This is a genomic window from Streptomyces sp. NPDC025638, assembly GCF_055558775.1.
The window spans coordinates 136,403-162,851 of sequence record NZ_JBVHLX010000002.1 but is presented as its reverse complement, the minus strand read 5'-3'; the positions used below and the strand labels follow the sequence as shown (position 1 = coordinate 162,851).

Annotated in this window: 26 protein-coding genes; 9 read left to right on the top strand and 17 right to left on the bottom strand. The window is 70.5% G+C overall.

Annotated elements, in window-relative coordinates; translation table 11 throughout:
- The first annotated feature begins 6 nt into the window (after positions 1 to 6).
- Together ACZ4EG_RS04905 and dmpG are read left to right on the top strand one after the other, a co-directional pair.
- On the top strand, positions 7 to 969 hold the full coding sequence (locus ACZ4EG_RS04905; protein ID WP_467789566.1) for an acetaldehyde dehydrogenase (acetylating): 963 nt from the start codon (positions 7 to 9) through the stop codon (positions 967 to 969).
- Positions 966 to 1,976: a 4-hydroxy-2-oxovalerate aldolase gene (gene dmpG / locus ACZ4EG_RS04900; RefSeq protein WP_467789565.1), complete on the top strand. Its 1,011-nt coding sequence runs from the start codon at positions 966 to 968 to the stop codon at positions 1,974 to 1,976. Before ACZ4EG_RS04905 ends, dmpG begins: the two co-directional genes overlap by 4 nt.
- A 52-nt stretch (positions 1,977 to 2,028) precedes the next feature.
- On the opposite strand, the gene ACZ4EG_RS04895 is transcribed toward dmpG, so the two are convergent.
- Together ACZ4EG_RS04895 and ACZ4EG_RS04890 are read right to left on the bottom strand one after the other, a co-directional pair.
- On the bottom strand, positions 2,029 to 3,357 hold the full coding sequence (locus ACZ4EG_RS04895; protein WP_467789564.1) for a class I SAM-dependent RNA methyltransferase: 1,329 nt from the start codon (positions 3,355 to 3,357) through the stop codon (positions 2,029 to 2,031).
- 66 nt (positions 3,358 to 3,423) lie between these two features.
- Complete coding sequence (locus tag ACZ4EG_RS04890) at positions 3,424 to 5,472, bottom strand: APC family permease (RefSeq protein ID WP_467789563.1); 2,049 nt, start codon at positions 5,470 to 5,472, stop codon at positions 3,424 to 3,426.
- Positions 5,473 to 5,654: 182 nt separating this feature from the next.
- On the opposite strand from ACZ4EG_RS04890, the gene ACZ4EG_RS04885 reads away from it, so the two are divergent.
- The 3 genes from ACZ4EG_RS04885 (at position 5,655) to ACZ4EG_RS04875 (ending at position 7,426) form a co-directional block, all read left to right on the top strand.
- Positions 5,655 to 5,795, top strand: coding sequence for a hypothetical protein (locus tag ACZ4EG_RS04885; protein WP_453555436.1), 141 nt, complete (start codon positions 5,655 to 5,657; stop codon positions 5,793 to 5,795).
- Between the two features lie 288 nt (positions 5,796 to 6,083).
- Positions 6,084 to 6,755 carry a potassium channel family protein gene (locus tag ACZ4EG_RS04880; RefSeq protein ID WP_453555438.1) on the top strand — a complete coding sequence of 224 codons (672 nt, stop codon included), beginning with the start codon at positions 6,084 to 6,086 and terminating at the stop codon, positions 6,753 to 6,755.
- Complete coding sequence (locus ACZ4EG_RS04875) at positions 6,755 to 7,426, top strand: potassium channel family protein (RefSeq protein ID WP_453555440.1); 672 nt, start codon at positions 6,755 to 6,757, stop codon at positions 7,424 to 7,426. Before ACZ4EG_RS04880 ends, ACZ4EG_RS04875 begins: the two co-directional genes overlap by 1 nt.
- A 106-nt stretch (positions 7,427 to 7,532) precedes the next feature.
- On the opposite strand, the gene ACZ4EG_RS04870 is transcribed toward ACZ4EG_RS04875, so the two are convergent.
- From ACZ4EG_RS04870 to ACZ4EG_RS04830, 9 genes are all read right to left on the bottom strand, one after another.
- Positions 7,533 to 8,294, bottom strand: coding sequence for a DUF3159 domain-containing protein (locus tag ACZ4EG_RS04870; protein WP_390707476.1), 762 nt, complete (start codon positions 8,292 to 8,294; stop codon positions 7,533 to 7,535).
- 3 nt (positions 8,295 to 8,297) lie between these two features.
- On the bottom strand, positions 8,298 to 8,696 hold the full coding sequence (locus ACZ4EG_RS04865) for an OB-fold nucleic acid binding domain-containing protein (RefSeq protein WP_263213508.1): 399 nt from the start codon (positions 8,694 to 8,696) through the stop codon (positions 8,298 to 8,300).
- A 73-nt stretch (positions 8,697 to 8,769) separates the two neighbouring features.
- The gene (locus ACZ4EG_RS04860; RefSeq protein ID WP_453555442.1) at positions 8,770 to 9,456 is read right to left on the bottom strand and encodes a response regulator; all 687 of its coding nucleotides are present in this window, start codon (positions 9,454 to 9,456) and stop codon (positions 8,770 to 8,772) included.
- Positions 9,453 to 11,996 carry a sensor histidine kinase gene (locus ACZ4EG_RS04855; protein WP_467789562.1) on the bottom strand — a complete coding sequence of 848 codons (2,544 nt, stop codon included), beginning with the start codon at positions 11,994 to 11,996 and terminating at the stop codon, positions 9,453 to 9,455. The genes ACZ4EG_RS04860 and ACZ4EG_RS04855 overlap by 4 nt, the downstream gene beginning before the upstream one ends.
- Before the next feature lie 181 nt (positions 11,997 to 12,177).
- The gene (locus ACZ4EG_RS04850; protein WP_467789561.1) at positions 12,178 to 12,870 is read right to left on the bottom strand and encodes an ABC transporter ATP-binding protein; all 693 of its coding nucleotides are present in this window, start codon (positions 12,868 to 12,870) and stop codon (positions 12,178 to 12,180) included.
- A 64-nt stretch (positions 12,871 to 12,934) separates the two neighbouring features.
- The gene (locus ACZ4EG_RS04845; RefSeq protein ID WP_467789560.1) at positions 12,935 to 14,104 is read right to left on the bottom strand and encodes an alginate lyase family protein; all 1,170 of its coding nucleotides are present in this window, start codon (positions 14,102 to 14,104) and stop codon (positions 12,935 to 12,937) included.
- A gap of 656 nt (positions 14,105 to 14,760) precedes the next feature.
- Positions 14,761 to 15,522, bottom strand: a complete 762-nt coding sequence (locus ACZ4EG_RS04840) for a DUF3710 domain-containing protein (RefSeq protein ID WP_467789559.1) — start codon at positions 15,520 to 15,522, stop codon at positions 14,761 to 14,763.
- A gap of 1 nt (position 15,523) precedes the next feature.
- Positions 15,524 to 16,075 (bottom strand): dUTP diphosphatase, encoded by a 552-nt coding sequence (gene dut, locus ACZ4EG_RS04835; protein ID WP_453555451.1) that lies wholly within the window; start codon positions 16,073 to 16,075, stop codon positions 15,524 to 15,526.
- The gene (locus ACZ4EG_RS04830) at positions 16,072 to 16,656 is read right to left on the bottom strand and encodes a PaaI family thioesterase (RefSeq protein WP_390707484.1); all 585 of its coding nucleotides are present in this window, start codon (positions 16,654 to 16,656) and stop codon (positions 16,072 to 16,074) included. The genes dut and ACZ4EG_RS04830 overlap by 4 nt, the downstream gene beginning before the upstream one ends.
- A 58-nt stretch (positions 16,657 to 16,714) precedes the next feature.
- Here ACZ4EG_RS04830 and ACZ4EG_RS04825 point away from each other — a divergent pair, with 58 nt between their 5' ends.
- Positions 16,715 to 17,182 carry a DUF3093 domain-containing protein gene (locus ACZ4EG_RS04825; RefSeq protein ID WP_467789558.1) on the top strand — a complete coding sequence of 156 codons (468 nt, stop codon included), beginning with the start codon at positions 16,715 to 16,717 and terminating at the stop codon, positions 17,180 to 17,182.
- A 65-nt stretch (positions 17,183 to 17,247) separates the two neighbouring features.
- Here the strand turns inward: ACZ4EG_RS04825 and ACZ4EG_RS04820 are convergent, their stop codons facing one another.
- The 4 genes from ACZ4EG_RS04820 to ACZ4EG_RS04805 form a co-directional block, all read right to left on the bottom strand.
- Positions 17,248 to 18,168 (bottom strand): hypothetical protein, encoded by a 921-nt coding sequence (locus ACZ4EG_RS04820; RefSeq protein WP_467789557.1) that lies wholly within the window; start codon positions 18,166 to 18,168, stop codon positions 17,248 to 17,250.
- A gap of 13 nt (positions 18,169 to 18,181) precedes the next feature.
- The gene (locus ACZ4EG_RS04815) at positions 18,182 to 18,478 is read right to left on the bottom strand and encodes a DUF4193 domain-containing protein (RefSeq protein WP_005481602.1); all 297 of its coding nucleotides are present in this window, start codon (positions 18,476 to 18,478) and stop codon (positions 18,182 to 18,184) included.
- A gap of 403 nt (positions 18,479 to 18,881) precedes the next feature.
- Positions 18,882 to 20,126, bottom strand: coding sequence for a sensor histidine kinase (locus ACZ4EG_RS04810; protein ID WP_453555457.1), 1,245 nt, complete (start codon positions 20,124 to 20,126; stop codon positions 18,882 to 18,884).
- A gap of 5 nt (positions 20,127 to 20,131) precedes the next feature.
- Positions 20,132 to 20,785 carry a response regulator transcription factor gene (locus ACZ4EG_RS04805; protein ID WP_055494404.1) on the bottom strand — a complete coding sequence of 218 codons (654 nt, stop codon included), beginning with the start codon at positions 20,783 to 20,785 and terminating at the stop codon, positions 20,132 to 20,134.
- 416 nt (positions 20,786 to 21,201) lie between these two features.
- On the opposite strand from ACZ4EG_RS04805, the gene ACZ4EG_RS04800 reads away from it, so the two are divergent.
- Positions 21,202 to 21,366: a hypothetical protein gene (locus ACZ4EG_RS04800; RefSeq protein ID WP_453555459.1), complete on the top strand. Its 165-nt coding sequence runs from the start codon at positions 21,202 to 21,204 to the stop codon at positions 21,364 to 21,366.
- A gap of 117 nt (positions 21,367 to 21,483) precedes the next feature.
- Here the strand turns inward: ACZ4EG_RS04800 and ACZ4EG_RS04795 are convergent, their stop codons facing one another.
- Complete coding sequence (locus ACZ4EG_RS04795; protein ID WP_467789556.1) at positions 21,484 to 22,299, bottom strand: inositol monophosphatase family protein; 816 nt, start codon at positions 22,297 to 22,299, stop codon at positions 21,484 to 21,486.
- A gap of 8 nt (positions 22,300 to 22,307) precedes the next feature.
- Positions 22,308 to 23,435, bottom strand: a complete 1,128-nt coding sequence (locus ACZ4EG_RS04790) for a ferrochelatase (RefSeq protein WP_467789555.1) — start codon at positions 23,433 to 23,435, stop codon at positions 22,308 to 22,310.
- A 130-nt stretch (positions 23,436 to 23,565) separates the two neighbouring features.
- On the opposite strand from ACZ4EG_RS04790, the gene ACZ4EG_RS04785 reads away from it, so the two are divergent.
- Entirely contained in the window at positions 23,566 to 24,804 is a 1,239-nt protein-coding gene (locus ACZ4EG_RS04785; RefSeq protein WP_467789554.1) for an MFS transporter, read from the top strand.
- Positions 24,764 to 26,083, top strand: coding sequence for a D-arabinono-1,4-lactone oxidase (locus ACZ4EG_RS04780; RefSeq protein WP_467789553.1), 1,320 nt, complete (start codon positions 24,764 to 24,766; stop codon positions 26,081 to 26,083). Before ACZ4EG_RS04785 ends, ACZ4EG_RS04780 begins: the two co-directional genes overlap by 41 nt.
- The last annotated feature ends 366 nt before the right edge of the window (positions 26,084 to 26,449 follow it).

Below are 26,449 nucleotides of genomic sequence, written 5' to 3'. Positions count from 1 at the left end.
ACGACGATGAGCAAGACCAAGGTCGCCATCATCGGATCGGGCAACATCGGCACCGACCTGATGATCAAGATCATGCGTACCGCGCAGCACCTGGAGATGGGGGTCATGGTCGGCATCGACCCAACCTCCGACGGCCTGGCGCGCGCCGCGCGTCTCGGGTTCGAGACCACATCCGAGGGCGTGGACGGGCTGCTGAATTCGCCGCAGATCGACGAGATCGGCATCGTCTTCGACGCCACCTCCGCCGCTGCGCACAAGACCAACGACGAGAAGCTGCGCCCGCTCGGCATCCGCATGATCGACCTGACGCCGGCCGCGATCGGTCCGTACGTCGTCCCGGCGGTCAATCTCGAGGAGCACCTCGACGCACCGAACGTCAACATGGTCACCTGTGGTGGCCAGGCCACGATCCCGGTCGTGGCCTCGATCAGCCGGGTCGTCCCGGTGGCGTACGCGGAGATCGTCGCCTCGATCGCCGCCAAGTCGGCCGGCCCCGGCACCCGGGCCAACATCGACGAGTTCACCGAGACCACCTCGTCGGCGATCGTGCGGGTCGGCGGCGCCGAGCGGGGCAAGGCGGTCATCATCCTCAACCCTGCCGAGCCGCCGCTGATGATGCGTGACACGGTCTTCGCCCTGGTCACCCTGCCCGAGGGCGAGGACGGCGCGACCGCGAAGGCCCAGATCACCGAATCGGTCCGCAAGATGGTCGCCGAGGTCTCGGCGTACGTACCGGGCTACCGGATGGTCCAGGACGTCCAGATCACCGCGATCCCGGCCGACCAGCCCGTCGAGACCCTGCTCGCCGACGACGCGACCACACGGCCGACCCACCAGGTGTCGGTCTTCCTCAAGGTCGAGGGCGCGGGCATGTACCTCCCGGCGTATGCCGGGAACCTCGACATCATGACCTCGGCCGCCGTGCAGATGGCCGAGAAGATCGCCGCCGCCAAGGAGGCCACGCAGTGAGCACCCCGATCTTCGTCCAGGACGTCACCCTCCGCGACGGCATGCACGCCGTACTGCACCGCATCACGCCCGACGACGTCCAGCGCATCGTCGTGGCCCTGGAGGAGGCCGGTGTCGACGCGATCGAGGTCGCCCACGGCGACGGCCTCGCCGGCAGCTCGCTCAACTACGGCCCGGGCTCACACACCGACTGGGAGTGGATCGAGGCCGCCGCCTCGGTCCTGAAAGCCGCCCGTCTCACCACCCTGCTGCTGCCGGGTGTGGGTACCGTCCACGAACTCAAGCGCGCCTACGACCTCGGCGTCCGCTCGGTGCGGGTGGCCACCCACTGCACCGAGGCCGACGTCTCCGCACAGCACATCGCCGCCGCCCGCGAGCTGGGCATGGATGTCTCCGGCTTCCTGATGCTCTCCCACATGGCCGAACCCGAACAGCTCGCGCAGCAGGCCAAGTTGATGGAGTCGTACGGTGCCCAGTGCGTCTACGTCACCGACTCCGGCGGCCGGCTGACGATGAACGACGTCGCCGCCCGGGTGCGCGCCTACCGCGACGTCCTCGAACCGGCGACCGAGATCGGCATCCACGCCCACGAAAACCTCTCGCTCTCCGTCGCCAACTCCGTGGTCGCCGTCGAGAACGGCGTCTACCGCGTCGACGCCTCCCTCGCCGGACACGGCGCGGGCGCGGGCAACTGCCCCATCGAAGCCTTCATCGCCGTTGCGAACCTGTCGGGCTTCAAGCACAACTGCGACCTGTTCAAGCTGCAGGATGCAGCCGACGACATCGTCCGCCCCCTCCAGGACCGCCCGGTCCGAGTCGACCGCGAAACTCTCACACTGGGCTACGCCGGTGTCTACTCCAGCTTCCTGCGGCACGCCGAGACCGCCGCGCAGCGGTACGGAGTCGACGTCCGCGACATCCTGACGGAATCTGGCCGACGCCGGCTGGTCGGCGGCCAGGAGGACATGATCCTCGACATCGCCCTCGGCCTGGCGGCCAGCCGCTGAAATCTGCTCCGTCGGTCCGGTTCACGGTCCGCACACTCGAAGAAACCGCAGGTCAGAGGCCCTTTTCAGCAGGCTCCAGAATCGCCACGCACTCCACATGATGCGTCATGGGAAACAGATCGAACGCCCGCAGCGTCCGCACCCGGTACCCGCCCTCGCGGAAGTAGCCGAGGTCCCGGGCCAGGGCCGCCGGGTCGCAGGCCACGTAGGCGATGCGGCGGGCGCCCAGTGAGGTCAGGTGGGCGACCGTCTGGCGGCCGGCGCCGGCGCGCGGGGGGTCGAGGACGATCAGGTCGACCTCGGTGATGCCGGTGCGGGGCAGGACGGACTCGACCTTGCCCTGTTCGATGCGGACGCGGGGGAAGTCGGCAAGGTTGTGGCGGGCGTCCTCGACGGCGCGCTTGCCGGACTCGATGCCGAGGACCGCGCCCTTCTCGCCGAGGCGGTCCGCGAGGGCGCCGGCGAAAAGGCCGACACCGCAGTAGAGGTCCAGGGCCATCTCGCCCTTGCGCGGGAGCAGGCCCTGCATGACCGCCGTCACCAGGGTGTCCGCCGCCTTCGGGTGGACCTGCCAGAAGCCGCCGCTGCCGACGCGGTGGGTGCGGCCGTCCGCGCGCTCACGGACGAAGGGGCGGCCGTGGACGCGGTGCACGCCGCCGTCCTTCTCGCCGACGCGCATCACCGACACCGGCTTGTCCAGCTCGACGATCGGGAGGCGGGCACCGGGCCGCGGCGTCAGGATCACCTGGCGGTCCTGCGAGCCGGTCGCCGCGATCGCCTCGATCGACTCCATGCCGGACCAGTCGCGCTTCTCGATGCCCAGCTCGGTGACACCGGCCGCCGCGATCATGCAGTGGTCGATGCGCTCCACCTCGTGCGAGCGGTGGCGGCGCAGGCCGGCGTGGCCCTCGGCGTCGACGGCGTACTGGACGCGGGTGCGCCACTGGGGCACCTCGCCCGCCGGCAGCTTGTCGCCCTCGGCGGGCATCACCGTGCCGTCCCAGCCCGCCTCCTCGGGCGTGAGGCCCGCGAGCCGCTGCAGCTGCTCGGCGATGACCTCGCCCTTGAGGCGGCGCTGGGCGCCGGGCTTGGCGTGCTGCCAGTCGCAGCCGCCGCAGCTGCCGGGACCGGCGTAGGGGCAGGGGGCCTCGATACGGTCCTTGGAGGCCTCCAGCACCTCGACCGCGTCCGCCCGCAGATACCGGGCACCCTCCTCGCCCTCCGTCACCCGGGCCACGACCCGCTCGCCCGGCAGCGCGTGCCGGACGAACAGCACCTGGCCCTCGGACGTACGGGCGATGCAGTGGCCGCCGTGGGCGACGGCGCCGACCTCGACCTCGTACTCCTCGCCCACCAGCGACTTCTTCGGTTCTGCCTGCATGGCGGGGTGACTCCAGATCGAGGGGCGGTACAACAGCCCACCAGTCTACGTCGTCACCCGCACCGCTCAGTTCCCGGCGGTCGGCTCCTTCGGCCGCTGCTGGGCGGGACCGCGTCGCACCGCACCCGGCGCGTTCCACTCCTGCCGCTTACGGGCACGAACCTTGGCCGCCTCGGAGGACTCCAGCTGGTACGGCACCGAGGTGACCATGACGCCCGCGGTGAACAGCAGACGGCCCTTGAGCCGCAGGGCGCTCTGGTTGTGCAGCAGGTGCTCGTACCAGTGGCCGACCACATACTCCGGGATGATCACCGAGACCGCGTCGCGCGGGGACTCCGCGCGCAGGCTCTTGACGTACTCGATGATCGGGCGCGTGATCTCGCGGTACGGCGAGTCGAGCACCTTCAGGGGCACGTCGATGCCGCGCCGCTCCCACTCCTCGCGCAGCGCCTTCGTCTCCGCCGGGTCGACGTTGACGGTGAGTGCCTCCAGGGTGTCGGAGCGCATCAGCTTGGCGTAGGCCAGGGCGCGCAGGGTGGGGCGGTGGATCTTGGAGATGAGGACGACGGAGTGGACCCGGGAGGGCCGCACGCTGTCGTCGCTCGGGCCCTCGGGGGCGGCGATCTCCTCGGACACACGGTCGTAGTGGCGGCGGATCGCGGTCATCGTCGCGTAGAAGATGACCATGCCCAGCAGGGCCACCCAGGCACCGTGCGTGAACTTGGTGACGAGGACGACGACCAGGACCAGGCCGGTGAAGAAGGCGCCGAAGGCGTTGATCGCCCGGGAGCGGACCATGTGGCGGCGCTTGGCCTGGTCCTTCTCGGTGGCGAGGTGGCGGTTCCAGTGCCGGACCATGCCGGTCTGGCTGAGCGTGAAGGACACGAACACGCCGACGATGTACAGCTGGATCAGCCGGGTCGAGTCGGCGCCGTAGATCACGACCAGCAGGGCCGCCGCGCCCGCGAGCAGCACGATGCCGTTGGAGAAGGCGAGGCGGTCGCCTCGGGTGTGCAGCTGGCGGGGCAGGTAGCGGTCCTGGGCGAGGATCGAGCCGAGCAGCGGGAAGCCGTTGTACGCGGTGTTCGCCGCCAGGAACAGCACCAGGGCGGTGGCGGCCGCGAGCAGGATGAACAGGAAGCTGCCCTTGCCGAACACGGCCTCGGCGACCTGGGAGATCACCGGGTTCTGGACATAGCCCGGACCGATCGGGACGCCGTTGTGGATCAGGTCGCTGCCCGGGTTCTCGGCCATGCGGACCTTGGTCGACATGGCGAGGGCGATGATGCCGCAGAACATGGTGACGGCCAGCAGGCCCATCATCGCGAGCGTGGTCGCCGCGTTCTTGGACTTGGGCTTGCGGAAGGCGGGGACGCCGTTGGAGATCGCTTCGACGCCGGTGAGCGCGGCACAGCCGGAGGAGAAGGCGCGCAGCAGCAGGAAGACGAGGGCGAATCCCGCCAGACCCTGGTGTTCCGCCTTGATGTGGTAGTCGGCGGTCGGCGCGCGCATGGTGTCGCCGAGGACCAGGCCGCGGAAGGCGCCCCACGTGATCATGACGAAGACGCCGCCGACGAACACGTACGTCGGGATCGCGAAGAGCTTGCCCGACTCCTTCACCCCGCGCAGGTTCATCAGCGTCAGCAGCACGATCACCGCGCTCGCGCAGAGCACCTTGTGCTCGACGACGAAGGGGACCGCGGAGCCGAGGTTCTCGATGCCGGAGGCGATGGAGACGGCGACGGTGAGGACGTAGTCGACGAGCAGCGCGCTGGCGACGGTGAGGCCCGCCTTGGGCCCGAGGTTGGTGGTGGCCACCTCGTAGTCGCCGCCGCCGCTCGGGTAGGCGTGGACGTTCTGCCGGTACGAGGCGACCACGGTGAACATCAGCACGACGACCGCGACCGCGATCCAGGGGCTGAAGTGGTACGCCGACACGCCCGCGATGGACAGGACCAGCAGCACCTCCCCCGGGGCGTAGGCCACGGAGGACAGCGGGTCGGAGGCGAAGACGGGGAGTGCGATGCGCTTCGGCAGGAGCGTTTCGCCCAGCCGGTCGCTGCGCAGGGCGCGCCCGATCAGGATCCGTTTGGGCACGTCGGTCAGTTTGGACACGACAGAGAATGCTAAGCCTTCGAACTGGCTGTCGCCCACCCGCGTCCACCGATCTGCCTCAGCGCGTCCACCGATCTGCCTCAAGAGTGAAAACAGCCACGACTGGAACTGCGGATTCCGCGGTCGGCGCGATCATCGTGTCTATATGACAGACGCCGCCTGTCGCCGACCCCGGAGGTCCCATGCCCGCGACCGCAGAGCTCATCGGTGCCGCGTCCGCCATCGTCGGCCTCGGAATCCTCACCCTGTGCAGCGTGCGCAGCATCACTCGCCGCCGGGCGGTCAGGCGGTCGTCCGGGTACGCGGCCGAGTCGCGGTTCTGAACCCGGACCCGGTTCCGCGAACCGGGCACGTCGGCCGGGCCTTCACCCGCGCGGTCCAGGCTCCCTGGAGGCACGAGCCGGGCTGTCGGTCCGTGCCGTTACGGTGGACTTGGGCACACACGGGCAGCGATCCGTACCCGCGGGGGATCACATGGGCGATTCCCCGGCATGATGTTGCCCGGTGGACCGTGAAACAGGTCCCCCGACCCGTTGCCCCGGCGAGCCGAGAGAAGGATATGAGCACTGCGTTCACGCAAGTCAGCGGCCTGAGGAGTGCGGGGTAAGACCGTGCACATCGTCATCATGGGCTGCGGAAGAGTGGGCTCCGCTCTTGCCCAGACCCTGGAACAGCGGGGCCACACGGTCGCCGTGATCGACCAGGACCCCACCGCCTTCCGTCGGCTGGGCCCCGGATTCGGCGGGCGCCGGGTCACCGGCGTCGGCTTCGACCAGGACACGCTGCGCGAGGCCGGCATCGAGGAGGCGGGCGCCTTCGCCGCCGTCTCCAGCGGAGACAACTCGAACATCATCTCCGCGCGCGTGGCCCGCGAGATGTTCGGCGTGGAGAACGTCGCGGCCCGTATCTACGACCCCCGCCGCGCGGAGGTCTACCAGCGCCTGGGCATCCCCACCGTGGCGACGGTCCGCTGGACCGCCGACCAGATGCTGCGTCGGCTGCTGCCCTCCGGGGCGGAGCCGCTGTGGCGCGACCCCACCGGCGGCGTCCAGCTCGCCGAGGTGCACGCCTCCGCGAAGTGGGTCGGCCACAAGATCAGCAAGCTGCAGGAGGAGACGGGCGTCCGCGTGGCGTTCCTGACCCGCCTCGGCGAGGCGATCCTGCCCACCTCGCAGGCGGTGCTGCAGGAGGGCGACCTCGTCCACGTGATGATGCGGACGGACGACGTCGAGAAGGTCGAGGCGGCGTTCGCCGGGGGTCCCGAAGAGGAGGGCGGTCACTGATGAGGGTCGCCATTGCCGGTGCCGGCGCGGTCGGCCGTTCGATCGCCGGCGAACTGCTGGAGAACGGCCACGAGGTCCTGCTCATCGACAAGGCGCCGACCGCCATCTCGGTCGAGCGCGTCCCGCAGGCGGAGTGGCTGCTGGCCGACGCCTGTGAGATCACATCCCTGGACGAGGCGGCGCTCCAGCGCTGCAACGTGGTGATCGCCGCGACCGGCGACGACAAGGTCAACCTGGTCGTCTCCCTGCTCGCGAAGACGGAGTACGGCGTCCCGCGTGTCGTGGCCCGGGTGAACAACCCCAAGAACGAGTGGCTGTTCAACGAAGCCTGGGGCGTCGATGTCGCCGTCTCCACGCCGCGTCTGATGTCCGCCCTGGTCGAGGAGGCGGTGAGCGTCGGCGATCTGGTCCGGCTGCTGCGCTTCAGCCACGGCGACGCCAACCTCGTCGAACTGACCCTCCCGGAGGAGTCGGCCCTGGCCGGCACGCAGGTCGGCGACGTCGAGTGGCCCGAGGACACGTCCCTGGTCACGATCATCCGCGGCACCCGCGTCCTCACCCCCTCCAGGGACGACTCCCTGGAAGCGGGCGACGAACTCCTCTTCGTGGCCGCACAGGCCCGGGAGGAGCAGCTGGAGGACCTGCTGTCGGTCCGGCGGGACAACGGCTGACGTTCGAGGGTTACGACGATGGGGGCGCCCGGAGATCGATCTCCGGGCGCCCCCATCGTCGTATGCGAAGTACGTGAACTCCGTGGGGTGGGCGAAGTGCGCGGAACTACCCGTCCCGGCGGTGCCGTCCGCCCGTGGTCTCGCCCCGCTCCGCCGCCAGTGCCGCCCTGCGCTCCTCCTCGGCCTTCTCCTCCGCCTCCATCTCCGCGAAGACGTCGATCGGCGCGGGCGCCTTCGCCAGGAAGACCCAGGTCAGCCAGACCGCGAGCAGGAAGGGCGGGATCTTGAGGGCGACCAGGACCCAGCCGAGCTGAGCGGTGTTCGCCCACCAGTAGAGCGGGAAGAGGATCGCGCACTTGGCGAGCAGGATCAGGCCCCAGGCCCAACTCGCCTTGGCGTAGGCTTTCTTGCGGCCGGGGTTGCGGGTGCGCCAGGAGAGGTTCTCCTTGAAGACCGGGCCGAGGATCAGCCCGATCAGGGGGACGCCCGCGAGGGTCGTGATGATGTACGCCAGCGCCAGGCCCAGCGTGTAGAGCATGCCGGGGAGGTAGAAGTCCTTGGCGTTGCCGGTGAACATCGCGAAGACCACACCGAAGGCGACGCCGAAGACACCGCTGAAGGCGTGCTTGACGGTGTCCTTCATCGCCAGCCGGACCACGACCAGGACGAGCGACACGGCCAGCGCGGCGATCGCGGACCAGTGCAGGTCCTTGTTGATCGTGAAGATCGTGACGAAGAGAAGGCCGGGCAGGACCGTCTCGACCATGCCCCGGACACCGCCGAACGCCTCGAACAGCGCGGCCTCGGTGACCGCCCTGGCTTCGTCCTGCTGAGTGGTGTCTTCGGTCGGCTTGTCGAGTGACGTCACGGGCTACTCCCGTCCGAGGGGTCTCAGTTCGTACTTGGGGTTGAACAGCACGCGGCGGCCCCGGCTCATCGAGATCCGGCCCGACGCGATCAGCTTGCGCCCCGGTTCTATCCCCACGATGGAGCGCCTGCCGAGCCACACCACGTCCAGGGCGGCGGAGCCGTCGAACAGCTCGGCCTCCAGGGCCGGCACTCCGGCGCGCGGCCGCAGGGTGACCGTGCGCAAGGTACCAGTAACCGTGACGATCTGCCGGTCGTGGCAGTCGCCGATCCGGATACAGCCCGCGATGTCGGCGTCCTCCCGCAGCTCCTCGGACTCCAGGTCCTCCTGGGAGGAGGAAAGCCGGTCGAGCATGCGCCGGAACCGGCCCACCGGCTTTTCGGAACGAGGAACAGCACTCATATCTGAAGCGTACCGGGGAGCACTGACGGCCACGTACCCGCGGCCCCACGCCCCGAACCCGCGCCGCCCCGGCTCACCTCTCGAACCGATAGCCCATCCCCGGCTCCGTGATGAAGTGCTTGGGGTGCGAGGGGTCCGCCTCCAGCTTGCGGCGCAGCTGGGCCATGTACACGCGCAGATAGTTCGACTCGGTCCCGTACGACGGCCCCCACACCTCCTGCAGCAGCTGCTTCTGGCTGACCAGGCGGCCGGTGTGGTGCACCAGCACCTCCAGCAGATGCCACTCGGTCGGAGTCAGCCGTACGTCCTTCCCGGCCCGGTTGACCTTCTTTGCGGCCAGGTCGACCGTGAACCCCTCGGTCTCCACCAGCACGTCGTCCTCGCCGCCCCCGGCGACCGGCTCGGCCCGGCGCACGGCGGCCCGCAGCCGGGCGAGCAGCTCGTCCATGCCGAAGGGCTTGGTCACGTAGTCGTCGGCGCCGGCGTCGAGCGCCTCGACCTTCTCGTCCGAGGTGTGCCGGGCCGACAGGACCAGGATCGGCACCCGGGTCCAGCCGCGCAGGCCCTTGATCACCTCGACGCCGTCCATGTCGGGCAGGCCCAGGTCCAGGACCACCGCGTCGGGGTGGCGGGAGGCGGCGAGTTCGAGGGCGGTACGGCCGTCGGCGGCCGCGTCCACCTCGTACTTGCGTGCCTTGAGATTGATCACGAGGGCGCGCACGATCTGCGGCTCGTCGTCGACCACGAGCACCCGGGTCATGTGACCTGCCTTTCCGGTGGTACGGGGGTGAGCTGTCCGGCACGCGATCCTGCCGCGCGCAGGCTCAGGACCATGGTGAGACCGCCGCCGGGCGTGTCCTCGGCGTCGAGGGTGCCGCCCATGGCCTCGGCGAAGCCGCGGGCGACGGCCAGGCCGAGGCCGACCCCGGCGCCGCGCGGGGCGTCGCCGTAGCGCTGGAAGGGTTCGAAGATGCGTTCCTTGGCCGCGTCCGGGACGCCCGGCCCCCGGTCCACGACCCGCACCTCGACCCGGTCGGCGATGGCGCTGCCGGAGACGAGCACGGGCCGGTCCGACGGGCTGTACTTGACGGCGTTCTCCACCAGGTTGGCCACCGCGCGTTCGAGCAACCCGGCGTCGACGGCGACCATCGCCAGGCTCTCGGGGATGTCCAGGTCCACGCTGCCCTCGGGCACGCCGCCCAGGGCCATCGGCACCACCTCGTCGAGATCGATCTCGCGGATGATCGGGGTGACCGTGCCGGTCTGCAGCCGGGACATGTCCAGCAGGTTGCCCACCAGGTGGTCGAGCCGGTCGGCGCCCTCCTCGATGCCCTCCAGGAGCTCCGCTTGGTCCTCCTCGGACCAGGCCACGTCGTCGGACCGCAGCGAGGAGACGGCCGCCTTGATGCCGGCCAGGGGCGTACGGAGGTCATGGCTGACGGCGGCCAGCAGCGCCGTGCGGATGCGGTTGCCCTCGGCCAGCGCGCGGGCCCGGTCGGCCTCCTCCTGGAGGCGCCTGCGGTCCAGCACGACGGCGGCCTGCGCGGCGAAGGCCGCCAGCACCCTGCGGTCCTCGGCGGGCAGCACCCGGCCCGTCAGCGCGAGTGCCAGGTGGTCCCCGACCGGCATGTCGACGTCGGCGTCCTCCGGCCGCTCCAGCGTGGGCCCGAATCCGGCACGGCCTGCGCAGGTCCAGGGCTCGGTCTCGCCGACCCGCTCCAGCAGGGCCGCCGACTCCATCCCGAAGGTCTCCCTGACCCGCTCCAGCACCTCCTCCAGGCTGGTCTCGCCGCGCAGCACATTGCCGGCCAGGAAGGAGAGGATCTCCGACTCAGCGCGCAGCCGGGCCGCCTGGTGGGTGCGCCGGGCCGCGAGGTCGACCACCGAGGCGACCGACACCGCGACCCCGAAGAAGATCACGATGGCAACGATGTTCTTCGGGTCGGCGATCGTCAGCCGGTGCAGCGGCGGTGTGTAGAAGTAGTTCAGGAGCAGTGACCCGAAGGCCGCCGAGGCGAGGGCCGGCAGCAGCCCGCCGAGCAGGGCCGCCGCGACCGTGAGGGTCAGGAACAGCAGCATGTTGTTGGCGAGGCCGAGGTTCACGTTGGTCAGCAGCACCGCCAGGACGGCGGGGCCCGCAAGTCCCACGGCCCAGCCCCAGATGATCCGGGCGCGGCCGAGCCGCGCGCCCCGGGCCACGGGCAGTCCGCGGCCCTTGGCCACCTCTCCGTGCGTGACGATGTGGACGTCGAGGTCGGGCCCGGACTCCCGGGCGACCGTGGCGCCGACGCCGGGCCCGAAGACGTACTGCCACGCCTTGCGCCGCGAGGAGCCGAGGACTATCTGGGTGGCGTTGACCCCGCGCGCGAAGTCGAGCAGGGCGATGGGTATGTCGTCGCCGACGACGTGGTGGAAGGTGCCACCGAGGTCCTCGACCAGCGTGCGCTGGACGGCGAGCTCCTTCGGGGAGGCCGAGGTCAGGCCGTCACTACGGGCTATGTAGACGGCGAGCACCTCGCCTCCGGCGCCCTTCTCGGCGAGACGGGCGGCCCGGCGGATCAGCGTGCGCCCCTCGGGGCCTCCGGTCAGGCCGACGACGATCCGCTCCCGGGAACCCCAGATCGCCGAGACCCGGTGCTCGCTGCGGTACTGCTTGAGGTACTCGTCGACCCGGTCGGCCACCCACAGCAGCGCCAGCTCGCGCAGCGCGGTCAGATTGCCCGGCCGGAAGTAGTTGGACAGGGCCGCGTCGACCTTGTCGGGCTGGTAGATGTTGCCGTGCGCCATCCGTCGCCGCAGCGCCTGCGGCGACATGTCGACAAGCTCGATCTGGTCCGCCCGCCGTACGACCTCGTCCGGCACGGTCTCCCGCTGCCGTACACCCGTGATGGACTCGACGACGTCGCCGAGCGACTCCAGGTGCTGGATGTTGACGGTCGAGATCACGTCGATGCCGGCGGCGAGCAGCTCCTCGACGTCCTGCCAGCGCTTGGCGTTGCGCGAGCCCGGGATGTTGGTGTGGGCGAGTTCGTCCACCAGGGCGATGGCGGGCGCGCGACGGAGGACGGCGTCGACGTCCATCTCGGTGAAGACGGCGCCGCGGTACTCCAGCTCCCTGCGCGGGACCTGCTCCAGGCCGTGCAGCATCACCTCGGTGCGCGGCCGGCCGTAGTGCTCCACGAAGGCCACCACGCAGTCGGTGCCCCGCTCCACACGCCGGTGCGCCTCGGACACCATCGCGTAGGTCTTGCCCACGCCCGGTGCCGCACCGAGGTAGATCCGAAGCTTGCCGCGTGCCATGGCCCCATTGTCTTCCGGTTACTGCCGCATACGCAGCGTCGACCTTACGGCCAACAATCCCGGCCAATGGGGCACGGGGTCCGGCAGCGGGCATCTTTGACGCAACCCTGACGGGCTGCCCCGACGTGCTCCCCCGATCTGCCGCCCTGATGTCCTGTGCGCTCAGCGCTCGACCGCGTGCTCAGTACTCGACGATCTCGCCGTCGCCCAGTTCCAGCACCCGGTCGGCCAGGTCGAGCAGGGTCGCGTCGTGCGTGGCGACCAGCGCCGTGACCCGCTCGCTGTGTACGACGGCCCGCAACAGCTCCATCACGGCGTGACCGGTGTCGGCGTCCAGCTGGCCGGTCGGCTCGTCGGCGACGAGGAGCGCGGGGCGGTTGGCGAGGGCGCGGGCGATGGCGACGCGCTGCTGCTGGCCGCCGGACAGCTCGCCGGGCCGCTGGGCCGCGTGGTCGGCCAGGCCGACGAGGGAGAGCAGCAGCTCGACACGTTCCTCGCGCTCGCGCGGGTCGGCCCTGCGCAGCCGCATCGGCACGCCGACGTTCTCGGCGGCCGTGAGGATGGGAATGAGCCCGAAGGACTGGAAGACGAAGCCGATCCGGTCGCGGCGCAGCGCCAGCAGCCCGCTCTCGCCGAGCTCCGCAAGGTCCCGCCCGTCGACGGTGACCCGCCCCCGGTCGGGCGTGTCGAGCCCGCCGACGATGTTCAGGAGCGTGGTCTTGCCGGATCCCGAGCGCCCCTTGAGGGCGACGAGCTCGCCGCGCGGGACCTCGAAGGAGACACCGCGCAGGGCGTGCACGGCAGCGGCTCCGTGGCCGTAGGACCTGTGGACGTTCTCGACGCGCACCATGGTCTCGGTGACCACCTGGCTCATGTCGCCTCCCCCGTGGACCGGGCGCCAGTATCGCCGCCGGACGCCCGGCCGTTCAACGGGTTCGTCAGCCGGGGTTGTCGCCGTGGGTGAGGGTCTCCCAGGCGACGAAGAGGTTGTTGCTGCCCGCCGGGCGGTTGTTCAGGGTCAGCGCCTGGGTGTTGGTCATGGCGATGCCGAGACGGTTGTGCAAGGCGTTGTAGCCGACCTCGGTGACCGGCCCGAGCCCGAGCTTGAGCGACCCGCCGCACAGCCAGCTCGGGGCGGCCGCGCCCAGCTGGTACTTGGACTGGAATCCGAGCGCCTGCCGCAGCCGCTCGCCGACGTCGGTGCCGTACAGGTCCTGGCCCTGGATCCGGCTGGTCTCGGCGATGTGCGAGATCGCGGAGATGCCGTAGCCGGTGTGCACGAAGTCCCGGCAGGTCTCCTGGGTGAGCCCGGTGACGAAGGTGGACTGGCCCTGCCAGTAGGCGACGATCTTGGCGGTGGTGTCGAGGTGCTGGCTGGGCACGGTCTTCGGCACGGAGCCGTCGGAGGACAGATAGACGTAGGCGGCCGCGCGGGTGCGGAACTTCGCCATGGCCGTGTCGTACGACGTCTTGTCGTCCAGGAAGACGGAGATGCCGACGGCGGCCTCCATCATCGACAGCTCCCAGTTGCCGTTGGAGTTGGAGCCCTTGATGACGACCGGGAGGTAGACGTTGCGGAGCATGGTCGCGAAGCGGCCCTGGTTGGCCCAGCCGCCCGTGTACGTGTACTTGATGATCTCGGCGGCCTTGGGCCAGGAGGAGCCCGCCCAGCCGGTCTGCAGGGGCGCGTTGCTGTTGGTGTGACTGGTGATCGTGCTCGACCAGGCGTCCATGATCTGGATGGCCTTCTGGGCGTAGCGGGTGTCCCGGGTGATGTACCAGGCGAGGGCGTCGGTGTACGCGGCGATCGCGTCCTCGCGCTCGTCGGTGCAGCCGTAGTCGGGGTTGGAGTAGGAGCCGCACTCCACGGTGGCACGGGGCTTCGGGGTGCGGTTCAGGTCGGCGTACTTGCTGGCCAGCATCCGGTCGTAGGCGCCCTTCCAGGGCTGGGCACCGGCCAGGACCTTGTCGCGGGCGAAGTCCAACTGGCCCTTGGAGACGGTGACTCCGGGATGGACGAAGGCGGTGGGGGCGGAGTGGGCGGCGGGTGCCGCCAAGGCGCCCAGCAGCAGGGAGGCCACGACTGCGGGCAGTGCGGTTCGGCGCACGGTGACTCCGTTCTCATATATGAACGCGGAGCGCCTTTATGAACAGAGGCGTTGGCCGGAGACCGTAGGTACAGACCATTCACGCGTCAAGGGGTCACGCATACGAAAGGCCCGCACCCGACATCGGGTACGACCCTTGGACCGCCCGGCCGAGCGCCCCGCCCAGGTCCTGCCACCCGCGGGGCGGGCCCGGCGGGCGGCAAGGGAGAGTCCCCTGCTCGAAGAGCCCGGGCGTGCGTGCGGGGCGTCGCGGGGCCGACGGGAGTGTGACGACGGCACGCGAAAGGGCCGCACCCGGCATCGGGGTACGGCCCTTGAACCGCTCAGCCGCGCGCAGCGCCCAGCGGACTTCAGCGTCGCCGGGCCGCGCTGCAGCCGGCCCATACCGCCGGAGAAGCGCAAGGACTCCCCCCGCTGAACACCTTCGGGGGCCGCCGGTACAGCCCGTTCGCCCGTCAACGCGTCACCCACGCGAAAAGACCGCACCCCCACACCGCGAGACGGCCCTGAACCGCCCAGCCGAGCGCACCGCCCAGGCCCTGTCGTCACACTCGCGTCGCCGGCCGCCGGGCCGACGGGAGTTCGACGACGGCGCGCGAAAGGGCCGCACCCGGCATCGGGGTACGGCCCTTGAACCGCTCAGCCGCGCGCAGCGTCTAGCGGACCTCGGTGATCTCCGGGCCGCGCTGCAGTTGGCCCATGCCGCCGGAGAAGCGCGAGGACTCCTCCTGCTGGACGCCTTCGGGGACCATCTGGGCGTCGTTGGGCAGCTTGAGGACGATCGGGTCGCGGGGCGCCATCGGGCCCTCGCCGCGGACCACGACCGTGTCCCGGAAGATCTGCTCGAGCAGACCGGCCGCCTGCGGCTGCACCGCGCCCTGGCCGGAGATCACACCGCGCAGGAACCAGCGCGGGCCGTCCACGCCCACGAACCGCACGACCTGGAAGCCACCCGTGCCGTCCGGCAGCTGCACCGGCACCTGGGCGCGCAGCTCCCAGCCCAGCGGACCCTCGACCTCGTCCACGATGCCGCCCTGCTGGGTGATGCCGGTCGCGATCTCCTCGCGCACCTCGCCCCAGATGCCCTCGCGCTTGGGCGCGGCGAAGGCCTGCAGCTGGACGGCGCTGTCGCGCAGCACGACCGTCGCCGCGACGATCGCGTCGCCCGCGACCTCGACGCGCAGCTCCATGCCGTCGACACCGGGCACGAGCAGACCGCCGAGGTCCACCCGGCCCTCGCCCGGCTCGCGCACCTCGGAGTCGTCCCACGGCCCGTCGGGCCGGGGCTCCGGCTCAAGGCGTACGCGCTCGCGCTCGCCCTCTTCCTTGTCCGCCTCGGTGTCGACGCTGTCGACGACCTGCTCGGCCTCGCCGGCCGCGTCCTCGGCGGCACCCTTCTTCTTGCGACGTCCGAACACGTCACTGTCCTTCCCGGTCGGATACGACCGAAGCGTATCGATTCCCACCCGTCTGACCGCCTACGGCGGCCTGACCGTTTGTGCCGCTCACGTCGCCCACCGCGGCATGACCGCCGGTGGACCCGAAGCCCCCCTCGGCCCGTGCAGAACCGGGAAGCTCCGCGACCTCCTGGAAGCGGACCCTCTCGACCTGCTGGACGACCAGTTGGGCAATCCGGTCGAAGCGCTCGAACCGCACGCACTCGCGCGGGTCGAGATTCACCACGATCACCTTGATCTCCCCACGGTACCCGGCATCAACCGTCCCCGGGGCATTCACGAGGGCGACACCGCAGCGGGCTGCGAGACCGGATCGAGGGTGCACGAACGCCGCGTACCCCTCAGGGAGGGCGACAGACACTCCCGTGGGCAGGACGGCCCGCTCCCCCGGCTTCAAATCGCAGCCCTGAGTCGTCCGCAGATCGGCTCCCGCGTCACCGGGGTGCTCGTACGCCGGAAGCGGTACGTCCGGGTCGACGCGGCGGATCAGCACGTTCAGGGGCTCACGGCTCACGGGTTCACCTCGAAGGCACGAGCGCGCCGGACCTGGTCCGGGTCGCTCATGGCCGCCTGGATCTCTTCCTTGCGGCCGTTCTTGACGAAGTGATCGACCTCGACCTCGATGAAGAGGGCGTCGGCGCGGACGGCGACGGGCCCGTCGGGGCCGCCGATCCGGCCGGTGGCCCTGGAGTAGATCTTCCGCCCGGCGACGGCGGTCACCTCGGCCTCCAGATGCAGCGCCGTCCCCACCGGCACGGGCCGCACGAAGTCCGTCTCCAGCCGGCCGGTGACGGCGATGGTCCGCAGCAGCCAGTTGAGCGACCCGAGCGTCTCGTCGAGGGCGGTGGCGAGCACCCCGCCGTGCGCGAGGCCGGGTGCGCCCTGGTGGGCGGGCTGCACGGTGAACTCGGCCGTGAGGGACACACCCTCGCCGGCCCGCGCCTCCAGATGCAGCCCGTGCGACTGCTCGTGGCCACAGCCGAAACACTGTTCGTAGTGCGCACCGAGCGCCTCACCGGGCGCGGGGGCATCGGGGTGCCGCACCGGCTTCACGGCATCGGCGGGAGGCTTGAGACCTGCGGAACTACCACTCACAGCCGCAGACCTTACCCGCGCGTCGGCGGTGCCCGGACACCGTGCCAAGCTTGGCTCCATGCAGCTCTCCGCCAGCCCCTACGAAGAACGCCTCACCGCCCCCCGCTCCTGGTGGCTGATCAGCTTCCTGACCGGGGTCTCGTTCGCCCTGATCCTGCTCCCCTTCGGCCCGTTGCCGGCGCTGGGCGGCCTGGTGGGTGGCACGGCGGCGGCCGCGGTCGTCGCCAGCGCGTACGGCTCGCTCCGCATCCGCGTCGTGGGCGACTCCCTGATCGCCGGCGAGGCCAAGATCCCGGTGTCGGCCCTCGGCAAGTCGGAGATCCTGGACCCGGAGGAGGCCCGCGCCTGGCGCACGTACAAGGCCGACACCCGCGCCTTCCTCCTCCTGCGCGCCTACATCCCCAGGGCCCTGCGGGTCGAGGTCACGGACCCGGACGACCCGACGCCGTACCTGTACCTGTCCACACGGGACCCGGAACGCCTGGCGGCGGCCATCGAGGCGGCACGCGGGGGGACGACGGCGTAGGCCGTCCTACGGGGACGTGTGGCAGGAGGTGGCGGGGCAGGGCGCCCGACGGCGGGACAGGGGGCTCAGCGCCCCAGTTCCTTGGTGATGTCCCCCATCGTCAGCGGATGCTCCGGCGCCTCCAGCGGGGGCAGTTCGGCCAGGGCGTCCCACGGGACCTGGACCTTGCGCAGGTCCGCACGGATCCGTGCCGCGAGTCTCCTGGTGTCCCGGCGGTTCATGACCGCCCCGACCGCCGCGCCGACCATGAACGGCATCAGAGTGGGCAGGTCACGCACCATCCGCTTCATGATCTGCTGGCGCAGCTCGCGCTTCATCTGGCCGCCGAGGGCGCGGTCGTACGTCGACGGCTTCAGCATCCGGATCCCGCGCTCCCCCGACCAGGAGGACAGATACGCGGTGCTCCGGTCCTTGAGGTTGCCCGGCGGCCGTACGCCGTAGACCTCGTGCAGCTCGGCGATCAGCTTCAGCTCGATCGCCGCGACCCCGGTGATCTCCGCGGCCAGCTCGGTCGGCATGGCAGGCGGCACCGGCAGCATCGCCGCGGCCCCGATCCCGGCCCCGACGGTCGAGGTCCCGTAGGCCGCGCCCGCCACGAGCTTGTCCGCGAGCTCCTCGGGCCCGAGGCCGGGGAACTGTCTGCGCAGCGTGGCGAGGTCACGTACGGGAATCCGCGGGGCGATCTCGATGATCCGGTCCGCGAGGTACCCAAGGCCCGCCTTGGCGCGGCTGCCGCCCTTACGGGCGCCTTCCCGGGCCATGTCCCAGGCCTTGTCCCGGATGACCGCGGCCCGCCGCCTGGCGACGGGCGCGGGCACCTGGGCCGACGCCGGGAGGTCACCCCGGTCGGCCACCGGTTCGAGCGAGGCTCCCATGCCGGATGAGCCCCGCTCGTCGTCACGCGCGCCGAGCGGGCCGTCGGACGGCCCCTGGTCCGCTCCCGTCAGACGGAAGCGGCGCTTCCTGGGAGGGGTCGAGCCAGTCACGGCCGACCCCTCCTCAGTCGCAGTCGCGGCAGATCGGCTGACCGTTCTTCTCCCGGGCCAGCTGGCTGCGGTGATGCACCAGGAAGCAGCTCATGCAGGTGAACTCGTCCTGCTGCTTCGGCAGCACCCGGACGGCCAGCTCCTCGTTCGAAAGGTCGGCGCCGGGCAGCTCAAGACCTTCGGCGGCCTCGAACTCGTCGACGTCCACCGCGGAGGTCGACTTGTCGTTCCTCCTGGCCTTCAGCTCTTCGAGACTGTCCGAGTCGACGTCGTCGTCGGTCTTGCGTGGAGTGTCGTAATCGGTTGCCATGTCGCTCTCCCCCTCTGGGTGTCTGCGGTGTCTCCAGCGCACGTAACGCGTGAGAGGCCGGACTTGTGCCCGACCCGAGGCGGAGATTTTGCCTCACATCAAGGTCTGTTACTCAATCGACACCCAACCGGACTCCTCAAGAGTGATCGGCTTGGATGGCGATGGGGACCGTACACGGTCCTAATGCCGCACCTCAAAGGCGTCTCACCGTGTACTTCCCGTGATCAAGACCCCTGAAAACCCGGATTTTCCAGGCTTTCTGCCCACAATCATGATCACGGAGAGTAGATGGCCGGAAAACCGCGCATGTGATCGATCACACACGCGGAAGCCCGTCCGGTCTCCCGAAAATTCCGCGCAAAGCGAACACCCCCGCGTGTGTCGAAACACGACCAGTTGTGGATCACACCGGCAGGGTGACCCGCATCACGAGACCGCCCCCCTCGCGCGGCTGCGCAGCGATGTGGCCGCCGTGGGCGCGCGCCACGGAGCGCGCGATCGACAGGCCGAGGCCCACACCCTTGTCGCTGCCCGTCCGCTCCGTACGCAGCCGTCTGAAGGGCTCGAAGAGGTTGTCGATCTCGTACGCCGGCACGACCGGCCCGGTGTTCGACACCGTCAGCACCGCCTGCCCGTGCTGGATCTCGGTGGTGACCTCCACCCAGCCGTCCTCGGGCACGTTGTAGCGCACCGCATTCTGCACCAGGTTCAGGGCGATCCGCTCCAGCAGGACGCCATTGCCCTGGACGACCGCCGGCTTGCGCTCGCCCTCGATCCGCACGCCCTTGGCCTCCGCCTCGGCATGCACCTGGTCGACGGCCTGCGAGGCGACCTCGGCGAGGTCTACGGGCTTGCGCTCGACGATCTGGTTGTCGCTGCGGGCGAGCAGCAGCAGACCCTCCACGAGCTGCTCGCTGCGCTCGTTGGTCGCCAGCAGCGTCTTGCCGAGCTGCTGCAGCTCCACGGGCGCGTTCGGGTCGGACAGGTGCACTTCCAGGAGCGTGCGGTTGATCGCGAGCGGGGTCCGCAGCTCGTGCGAGGCGTTCCCGACGAAGCGCTGCTGGGCGGTGAAGGCCCGCTGCAGCCGCTCCAGCATGTCGTCGAAGGTGTCCGCCAGCTCCTTCAGCTCGTCGTCCGGGCCGTCCAGCTCGATCCTGCGGGACAGGTCCGAGCCGGCCACCGCGCGGGCGGTGCGGGTGATCCGCCCGAGGGGGGAGAGCACCCGGCCGGCCATCGCATAGCCGAACGCGAAGGCGATGATGGCGAGGCCCAGCAGGGCCAGCAGGGAGCGGCTGAGCAGGTTGTCCAGTGCCGCCTGGCGCTGGTCTTCGGCGCATCGGCTGATCGCGCCGTTGAAGTCCGCCAGCTGCAGGGTGTTGGTGATCGCGGGACAGTTGTCGCTGGAGACCTGCAGCTTCTGGAAGCTGACGATCTTGAACAAAGGCGCGTTGCCGGTGGTGATGGCCTGCGCGGCCAGCAAATAGATGATCGACAGCAGCAGGATGCCGGCGATCAGGAACATGCCGCCGTACAGCAGGGTCAGCCGTATCCGGATGGTCGGGCGCAGCCACGGGAAGGGGGGCTGCGGCCTGCGGGGGTCCCAGGTGGGCTTCGGGGGCGCCTGGAGCGACGTGGGAGAGGCGGCCATGGCGATCAGATCCGGTAGCCGGAGCCGGGAACGGTGACGATGACGGGCGGCTCGCCCAGCTTGCGGCGCAGGGTCATGACCGTCACGCGGACCACGTTGGTGAACGGGTCCGTGTTCTCGTCCCAGGCCTTCTCCAGCAGCTGCTCGGCCGAGACGACCGCGCCCTCGCTGCGCATCAGCACCTCCAGGACGGCGAACTCCTTGGGCGCGAGCTGGACCTCCTTGCCCTCGCGGAAGACCTCGCGGCGGTTGGGGTCGAGCTTGATGCCGGCGCGCTCCAGGACGGGCGGCAGCGGGACGCTGGTACGCCGGCCAAGGGCGCGCACGCGCGCGATGAGCTCGCTGAACGCGAAGGGCTTGGGGAGATAGTCGTCGGCGCCGATCTCCAGGCCCTCGACGCGGTCGCTGACGTCGCCGGACGCGGTCAGCATGAGCACGCGCGTGGGCATGCCCAGCTCGACGATCTTGCGGCAGACGTCGTCGCCGTGCACGAGCGGGAGGTCGCGGTCGAGGACCACCACGTCGTAGTCGTTGACGCCGATGCGCTCCAGGGCGGCCGCACCGTCGTACACGACGTCGACGGCCATGGCCTCCCGGCGCAGTCCGGTGGCCACCGCATCGGCGAGCAGTTGCTCGTCCTCGACGACGAGTACGCGCACGTCGCTTGTCCTTCCTGTGTCCACCCGCGTAGCGCTCCGTGAGCGCGCGTGGGCAGGGGGCTTCGTGGGGTGTGACCTCCATCCTGCCCTTTTCGGCCATAAGTCGGCTGTAAGACGGGGGCGCCGGCCGGACGGATCGGGCCGGGCGGACGGGAATGCGAGATTTTCTCCTCCTGTTGAGGTTTCCGCGGAAGGGAGTGGGGGGAGGACGGCTTTACACCCCACGATCACGCTCTGCATGTGCCGCAACACCATGCGGTACATCGCGATCCGCTTTTCCGCGGAGCGGGCGTGGGTGTCCGGCACCGTCGCCGCCCAGCAGGGCAGCGCTGGGCACCCGCAGGAGACGTGATCGTCCCTTCCGAACGGCACACCCCCGTGCCACCGACCCACGACCCAGGACGAGGGGGCGCAGCATGGACGCATTCACCGCAGGACTTCTGCAGCGCATAAAGGCGACCGAGTCCGACCTCACGCGGGCTCGTGACGAGGGCGACGACTTCCTCGCCGAGGTGGAGCAGGCAGAGCTCGACGACCTGCACCGCCTCGCCGCCGAACACGGTGTGGAGGTCAGCGCCTAGCGTCTGATCGCGCGTGAGCACGACAACGGGGCCCCCGGCGAATCCAGCGCCGGGGGTTCCTTTTTTGGCTCGTTCGCCTTCGGGGCGCCCAAGCCGGTGTCGAGGGTCTGACCGTGCTCAGTCGTGCCAAGCCCCGAAGTCCTCCAGGAGGCGCTGGAGGGGTTCGAAGACGCCGGGCGTGCCCGCGACCGTCAGATCGCGTGCGGGGCGTTCTCCGGGGCGTCCGCCCGTCAGTGCGCCGGCCTCCCGGGCGATCAGGTCGCCTGCGGCGAAGTCCCAGGCGTTCAGGCCGCGCTCGTAGTAGCCGTCGAGGCGGCCCGCGGCCACGTCGCACAGGTCGACCGCGGCCGAGCCGCTGCGGCGGATGTCGCGCAGCAGCGGGATCAGCCGCGCGGCGATCTCGGCCTGGTGGGCGCGGACCTCGGAGACGTAGTTGAAGCCGGTTGACACCAGGGCCTGCTCCAGGGGCGGCGCGGGGCGGCAGGCCAGTCTGCGTTCGCCGTCCCAGGTGCCGGTGGCCCAGGCGCCGCCGCCGCGTACCGCGTGGTACGTCTCGCGGCGCATCGGGGCGGCGACGACCCCGACGACGGTCTCGCCGTCCTGCTCCGCCGCGATCGACACCGCCCAGGTGGGCAGCCCGTAAAGGTAGTTGACCGTGCCGTCGAGCGGGTCGATCACCCAGCGGATGCCGCTCGTGCCCTCGACGGAGGCGCCCTCCTCACCGAGGAAGCCGTCGTCGGGGCGGTGGCCGGCGATCAGGTCGGTGATCAGCTTCTCCGCCGCGATGTCCATCTCGGTGACGACGTCGATCGGGCTGGACTTGGTGGCGGCGACCGCGAGGTCGGCCGGGCGGCCGTCCCGCAGCAGGGTGCCGGCTCGGTGGGCGGCCTCCTGCGCCAGCCGCAGCAGGTCGGAATGCGGGGCGTCGGTCACGGGGCTCCTCACGCGTAGGGGCTGTCGGCGCCCGCGGCGGCAGGGCGGGGGGTGCGGGCGGGGCAGCAGCCGACCGGGCAGAGGTTGTGGCTCGCGCCGAGCGTGCCCAGGGCGCACGGCGTGACCTCCTGCCCCTTCTCCGCGGCGGCACGCTCCAGGACGAGCTCGCGGATCGCGGCGGCGAACCGCGGGTCGGCGCCGACGGTGGCCGAGCGGCGCACCGGCAGGCCCAGCTCCTCGGCCTTGGCCTTCGCCTCGGTGTCGAGGTCGTACAGGACCTCCATGTGGTCGGAGACGAAGCCGATGGGGGCCATGACGACGGCCGGGACCCCGGCCTCGTGCTGCGCCTCCAGGTGGTCGCAGATGTCGGGCTCCAGCCACGGGATGTGCGGGGCGCCGGAGCGGGACTGGTAGACGAGCCGCCAAGGGTGGTCGACGCCCGTGCGCTCGCGGACGGCCTGGGCGATCAGCTCGGCCACGTCCAGGTGCTGTTCGAGGTACGCGCCGCCCTCGCCGTGGTCCTCGACCCGGCCGGAGGTGTCCGCGGCGGAGAGGGGGATCGAGTGGGTCGTGAACGCGATGTGGGCGCCGTCCCGGACGTCGGCGGGGAGGTCGGCGAGGGATTCGAGCACCCAGTCGATCATGGGCTGCACGAAGCCTGGGTGGTTGAAGTAGTGCCGCAGCTTGTCGACCTTGGGCAGCTCCAGGCCTTCGGACTCCAGGGCGGCCAGCGAGTCGGCGAGGTTCTCGCGGTACTGGCGGCAGCCCGAGTAGGAGGCGTAGGCGCTGGTGGCCAGGACCAGGATGCGGCGGCGGCCGTCGGCGACCATCTCGCGCAGGGTGTCCGTCAGGTAGGGGGCCCAATTGCGGTTGCCCCAGTAGACGGGCAGGTCCAGGCCGTGCTCGGCGAAGTCCTTGCGGAGGGCGTCCAGCAGGGCGCGGTTCTGGTGGTTGATGGGGCTGACCCCGCCGAACAGGAAGTAGTGCTGTCCGACTTCCTTGAGGCGTTCCTTGGGGATGCCGCGCCCGCGTGTCACGTTCTCCAGGAACGGAACCACGTCGTCCGGGCCTTCCGGGCCGCCGAAGGAGAGCAGGAGCAGGGCGTCGTAGGGGGTGGCATCGAGCGCGTCTGGCATGGATCCGATCCTGCCACCCGGCACTGACAGCCGGGAAACAGCGGGGTGACGAGTGCGGTTCGGGGCGGTGCGTCAGGCTTGCCTAACCCGTAAGCTGTAACGACTCTCTTCACACCTTACGGAGCCCCGCGTGCCCAGCCCTTACCGCGCCCTGTTCGACGCTCCAGGCACCAAGGCCTTCTCCGCCGCGGGCTTCGTCGGCAGGATGCCGCTGTCGATGATGGGCATCGGCGTGGTCACGATGATCTCCCAGCTCACCGGGCGGTACGGGCTCGCGGGCGCGCTGTCGGCGACCATCGCACTGGCCGCGGCGGCGGTCGGGCCGCAGGTCTCGCGGCTGGTGGACCAGTACGGGCAGCGCCGGGTGCTGCGCCCGGCGACACTGGTCGCGCTCGCGGCGGCGGCCGGGCTGCTGTTCGCCGCGCACTACGGGTGGCCGGACTGGGTGTTGTTCGTCTGCGCCGCCGGGATCGGCTCCGTACCGAGCCTGGGCGCGATGATCCGGGCCCGCTGGGCGGCCCTGTACCGGGGCACCCCGAAGCTGCACACCGCCTACTCGTTCGAGTCCGTGGTGGACGAGGTCTGCTTCATCTTCGGGCCGATCGTCTCCATCGGACTGTCCACCGCCTGGTTCCCGGAGGCGGGGCCGCTGCTGGCCGGCTGCTTCCTGGCCGCCGGTGTCTTCTGGCTGACGGCCCAGCGCGCCACCGAGCCGGAGCCGCACCCGCGCGAGCACCACGGCGGGGGATCGGCGCTGCGCTCCCAGGGACTCCAGGTACTGGTGGCCACCTTCGCGGCCACGGGGGCGATCTTCGGGGCGGTCGACGTGGTCACCGTGGCCTTCGCCGACGAGCACGGCCAAAAGGCCGCCGCGAGCGTCGTCCTGGCGCTGTACGCGGCCGGTTCCTGCCTGGCCGGGGCCGTGTTCGGGCTGCTGCGCTTCGCGGGGGCGCCCGAACGCCGGTGGCTGCTGGGCATATGCGCGATGGCCGTGAGTATGATCCCCCTCCTACTGGTCGGAAACCTGCCGCTTCTGGCCGTGGCGCTGTTCGTTGCGGGCCTGTCCATCGCGCCGACGATGATCACGACGATGTCCCTCATCGAAGAGCACGTACCTCGCGCGAAGCTCACCGAGGGGATGACCTGGGTGAGCACCGGCCTCGCGGTCGGGGTCGCCGTCGGCTCCTCCGTGGCCGGCTGGGTGATCGACGCGGCCGGCGCACGCGCCGGGTACGGGGTTCCGGCCGTGTCCGGAGCCGTCGCGGTCGCGGTCGGTTTCCTCGGGTACCGCCGGCTCAGCAGGCCGGCCGCGGGTCGGGGAGGCACCGTTGAGCACTACAGCGAGCGGGAAGAACGGCACGTGGCGTAACTGGGGAGGCAATGTCGCCGCCCGTCCCGCCCGGGAGGTGACGCCCGCCTCCGTGGAGGAGCTGGCCGCTGCCATGCGCCGGGCCGCCGAGGACGGCCTGAAGGTGAAGGCGGTCGGCACCGGGCACTCCTTCACCTCCATCGCGGCCACCGACGGCGTGTTGATCCGCCCTCAACTGTTGACCGGTATCCGCACCATCGACCGCGAGGCCATGACCGTCACGGTCGAGGCCGGCACCCCGCTCAAGAGGCTCAACATGGCTCTGGCGCGCGAGGGTCTGTCGCTCACCAACATGGGCGACATCATGGAACAGACCGTCTCCGGGGCCACCAGCACCGGCACCCACGGCACGGGCCGCGACTCCGCCTCCATCGCCGCCCAGATCAAGGGCCTGGAGCTGGTCACGGCCGACGGCTCGGTGCTCAGTTGCTCGGCGAAGGAGAACCCGGAGGTCTTCGCGGCCGCCCGAATAGGCCTGGGCGCCCTGGGCATCGTCACCGCGATCACGTTCGCCGTGGAGCCGCTCTTCCTGCTGACGGCCCGCGAAGAACCGATGTCCTTCGACCGGGTGCTCGCCGAGTTCGACGAACTCTGGGCCGAGAACGAGCACTTCGAGTTCTACTGGTTCCCGCACACCGGCAACACCAACACGAAGCGCAACAACCGCAGCGCGGGCCCGGAGAAGCCGGTGGGGCAGCTGGCCGGGTGGTTCGAGGACGAGTTCCTCTCCAACGGCGTGTTCCAGGTGGCCCAGTGGGTGGGCCGGGCGGCGCCCGCCGCGATCCCGACGATCGCCCAGGTCTCCAGCAAGGCCCTGTCCGCACGCACTTACACGGACATCCCCTACAAGGTCTACACATCGCCGCGCCGGGTGCGGTTCGTGGAGATGGAGTTCGCCGTCCCGCGCGCGGCGGCGGTGGACACGCTGCGGGAACTCAGGGCGATGGTCGACCGTTCACCCCTCAGGATCAGCTTCCCGGTGGAGGTCCGCACCGCGCCCGCCGACGACATCACCCTGTCCACCGCCTCCGGCCGGGACAGCGCCTACATCGCCGTCCACATGTTCAAGGGCACGCCCTATCAGGCGTACTTCACCGCCGCCGAGCGCATCTTCACCGCGCACGAGGGCCGGCCGCACTGGGGCAAGGTGCACACCCGGGATGCGGAGTACTTCGCCCAGGTCTACCCGCGCTTCGGCGAGTTCACCGCCCTCAGGGACCGGCTCGACCCGGACCGGCTGTTCCAGAACGACTACCTGCGAAGGGTTTTGGGGGCGTAAGGAGGCTTACGGGCGGAATACGCCCGGAACAATTGATTCCGTTTGCGGTAATTGTGTGAAACGGCCCCGTTCATGATCGGGAAAATCCGCTTGCGCACGGCCAAGTCGCATCCCTTGCCAGAAGTTGGGCGGCGCGGCAATCCACGCACGTGGCCCGAATGGAGTACTGTTGCGAGCCTTGGGCCCGGCCTCCCGTCAGGGTGTCCGCGGTCCTGCAGGACCGCCGAGAGGGGGGCTAGTTGCACAGGGTGACGGAGTTGGTCACTTAGCGTTGCGAATAGGTAACCGTGCCAGAACGGCGGTCCAGGGCCCGTGCCCGACACGCCGGGCAACTCGGCAAGGTTGTGGCAGGCTGCACCCGGGCAG

Coding starts and splice junctions, on each gene's coding strand:
- ACZ4EG_RS04790 (WP_467789555.1), bottom strand. CDS start 23,435: ATGCCAGACGCGCTCGATGCCACCCCCTACGACGCCCTGCTCCTGCTC.
- ACZ4EG_RS04865 (WP_263213508.1), bottom strand. CDS start 8,696: ATGAGTGCTGTTCCTCGTTCCGAAAAGCCGGTGGGCCGGTTCCGGCGC.
- ACZ4EG_RS04895 (WP_467789564.1), bottom strand. CDS start 3,357: ATGCAGGCAGAACCGAAGAAGTCGCTGGTGGGCGAGGAGTACGAGGTC.
- ACZ4EG_RS04855 (WP_467789562.1), bottom strand. CDS start 11,996: ATGGCACGCGGCAAGCTTCGGATCTACCTCGGTGCGGCACCGGGCGTG.
- ACZ4EG_RS04875 (WP_453555440.1), top strand. CDS start 6,755: ATGAGGGTCGCCATTGCCGGTGCCGGCGCGGTCGGCCGTTCGATCGCC.
- ACZ4EG_RS04810 (WP_453555457.1), bottom strand. CDS start 20,126: ATGGCCGCCTCTCCCACGTCGCTCCAGGCGCCCCCGAAGCCCACCTGG.
- ACZ4EG_RS04800 (WP_453555459.1), top strand. CDS start 21,202: ATGGACGCATTCACCGCAGGACTTCTGCAGCGCATAAAGGCGACCGAG.
- ACZ4EG_RS04850 (WP_467789561.1), bottom strand. CDS start 12,870: ATGAGCCAGGTGGTCACCGAGACCATGGTGCGCGTCGAGAACGTCCAC.
- ACZ4EG_RS04885 (WP_453555436.1), top strand. CDS start 5,655: ATGCCCGCGACCGCAGAGCTCATCGGTGCCGCGTCCGCCATCGTCGGC.
- ACZ4EG_RS04825 (WP_467789558.1), top strand. CDS start 16,715: ATGCAGCTCTCCGCCAGCCCCTACGAAGAACGCCTCACCGCCCCCCGC.
- ACZ4EG_RS04905 (WP_467789566.1), top strand. CDS start 7: ATGAGCAAGACCAAGGTCGCCATCATCGGATCGGGCAACATCGGCACC.
- ACZ4EG_RS04815 (WP_005481602.1), bottom strand. CDS start 18,478: ATGGCAACCGATTACGACACTCCACGCAAGACCGACGACGACGTCGAC.
- ACZ4EG_RS04860 (WP_453555442.1), bottom strand. CDS start 9,456: ATGACCCGGGTGCTCGTGGTCGACGACGAGCCGCAGATCGTGCGCGCC.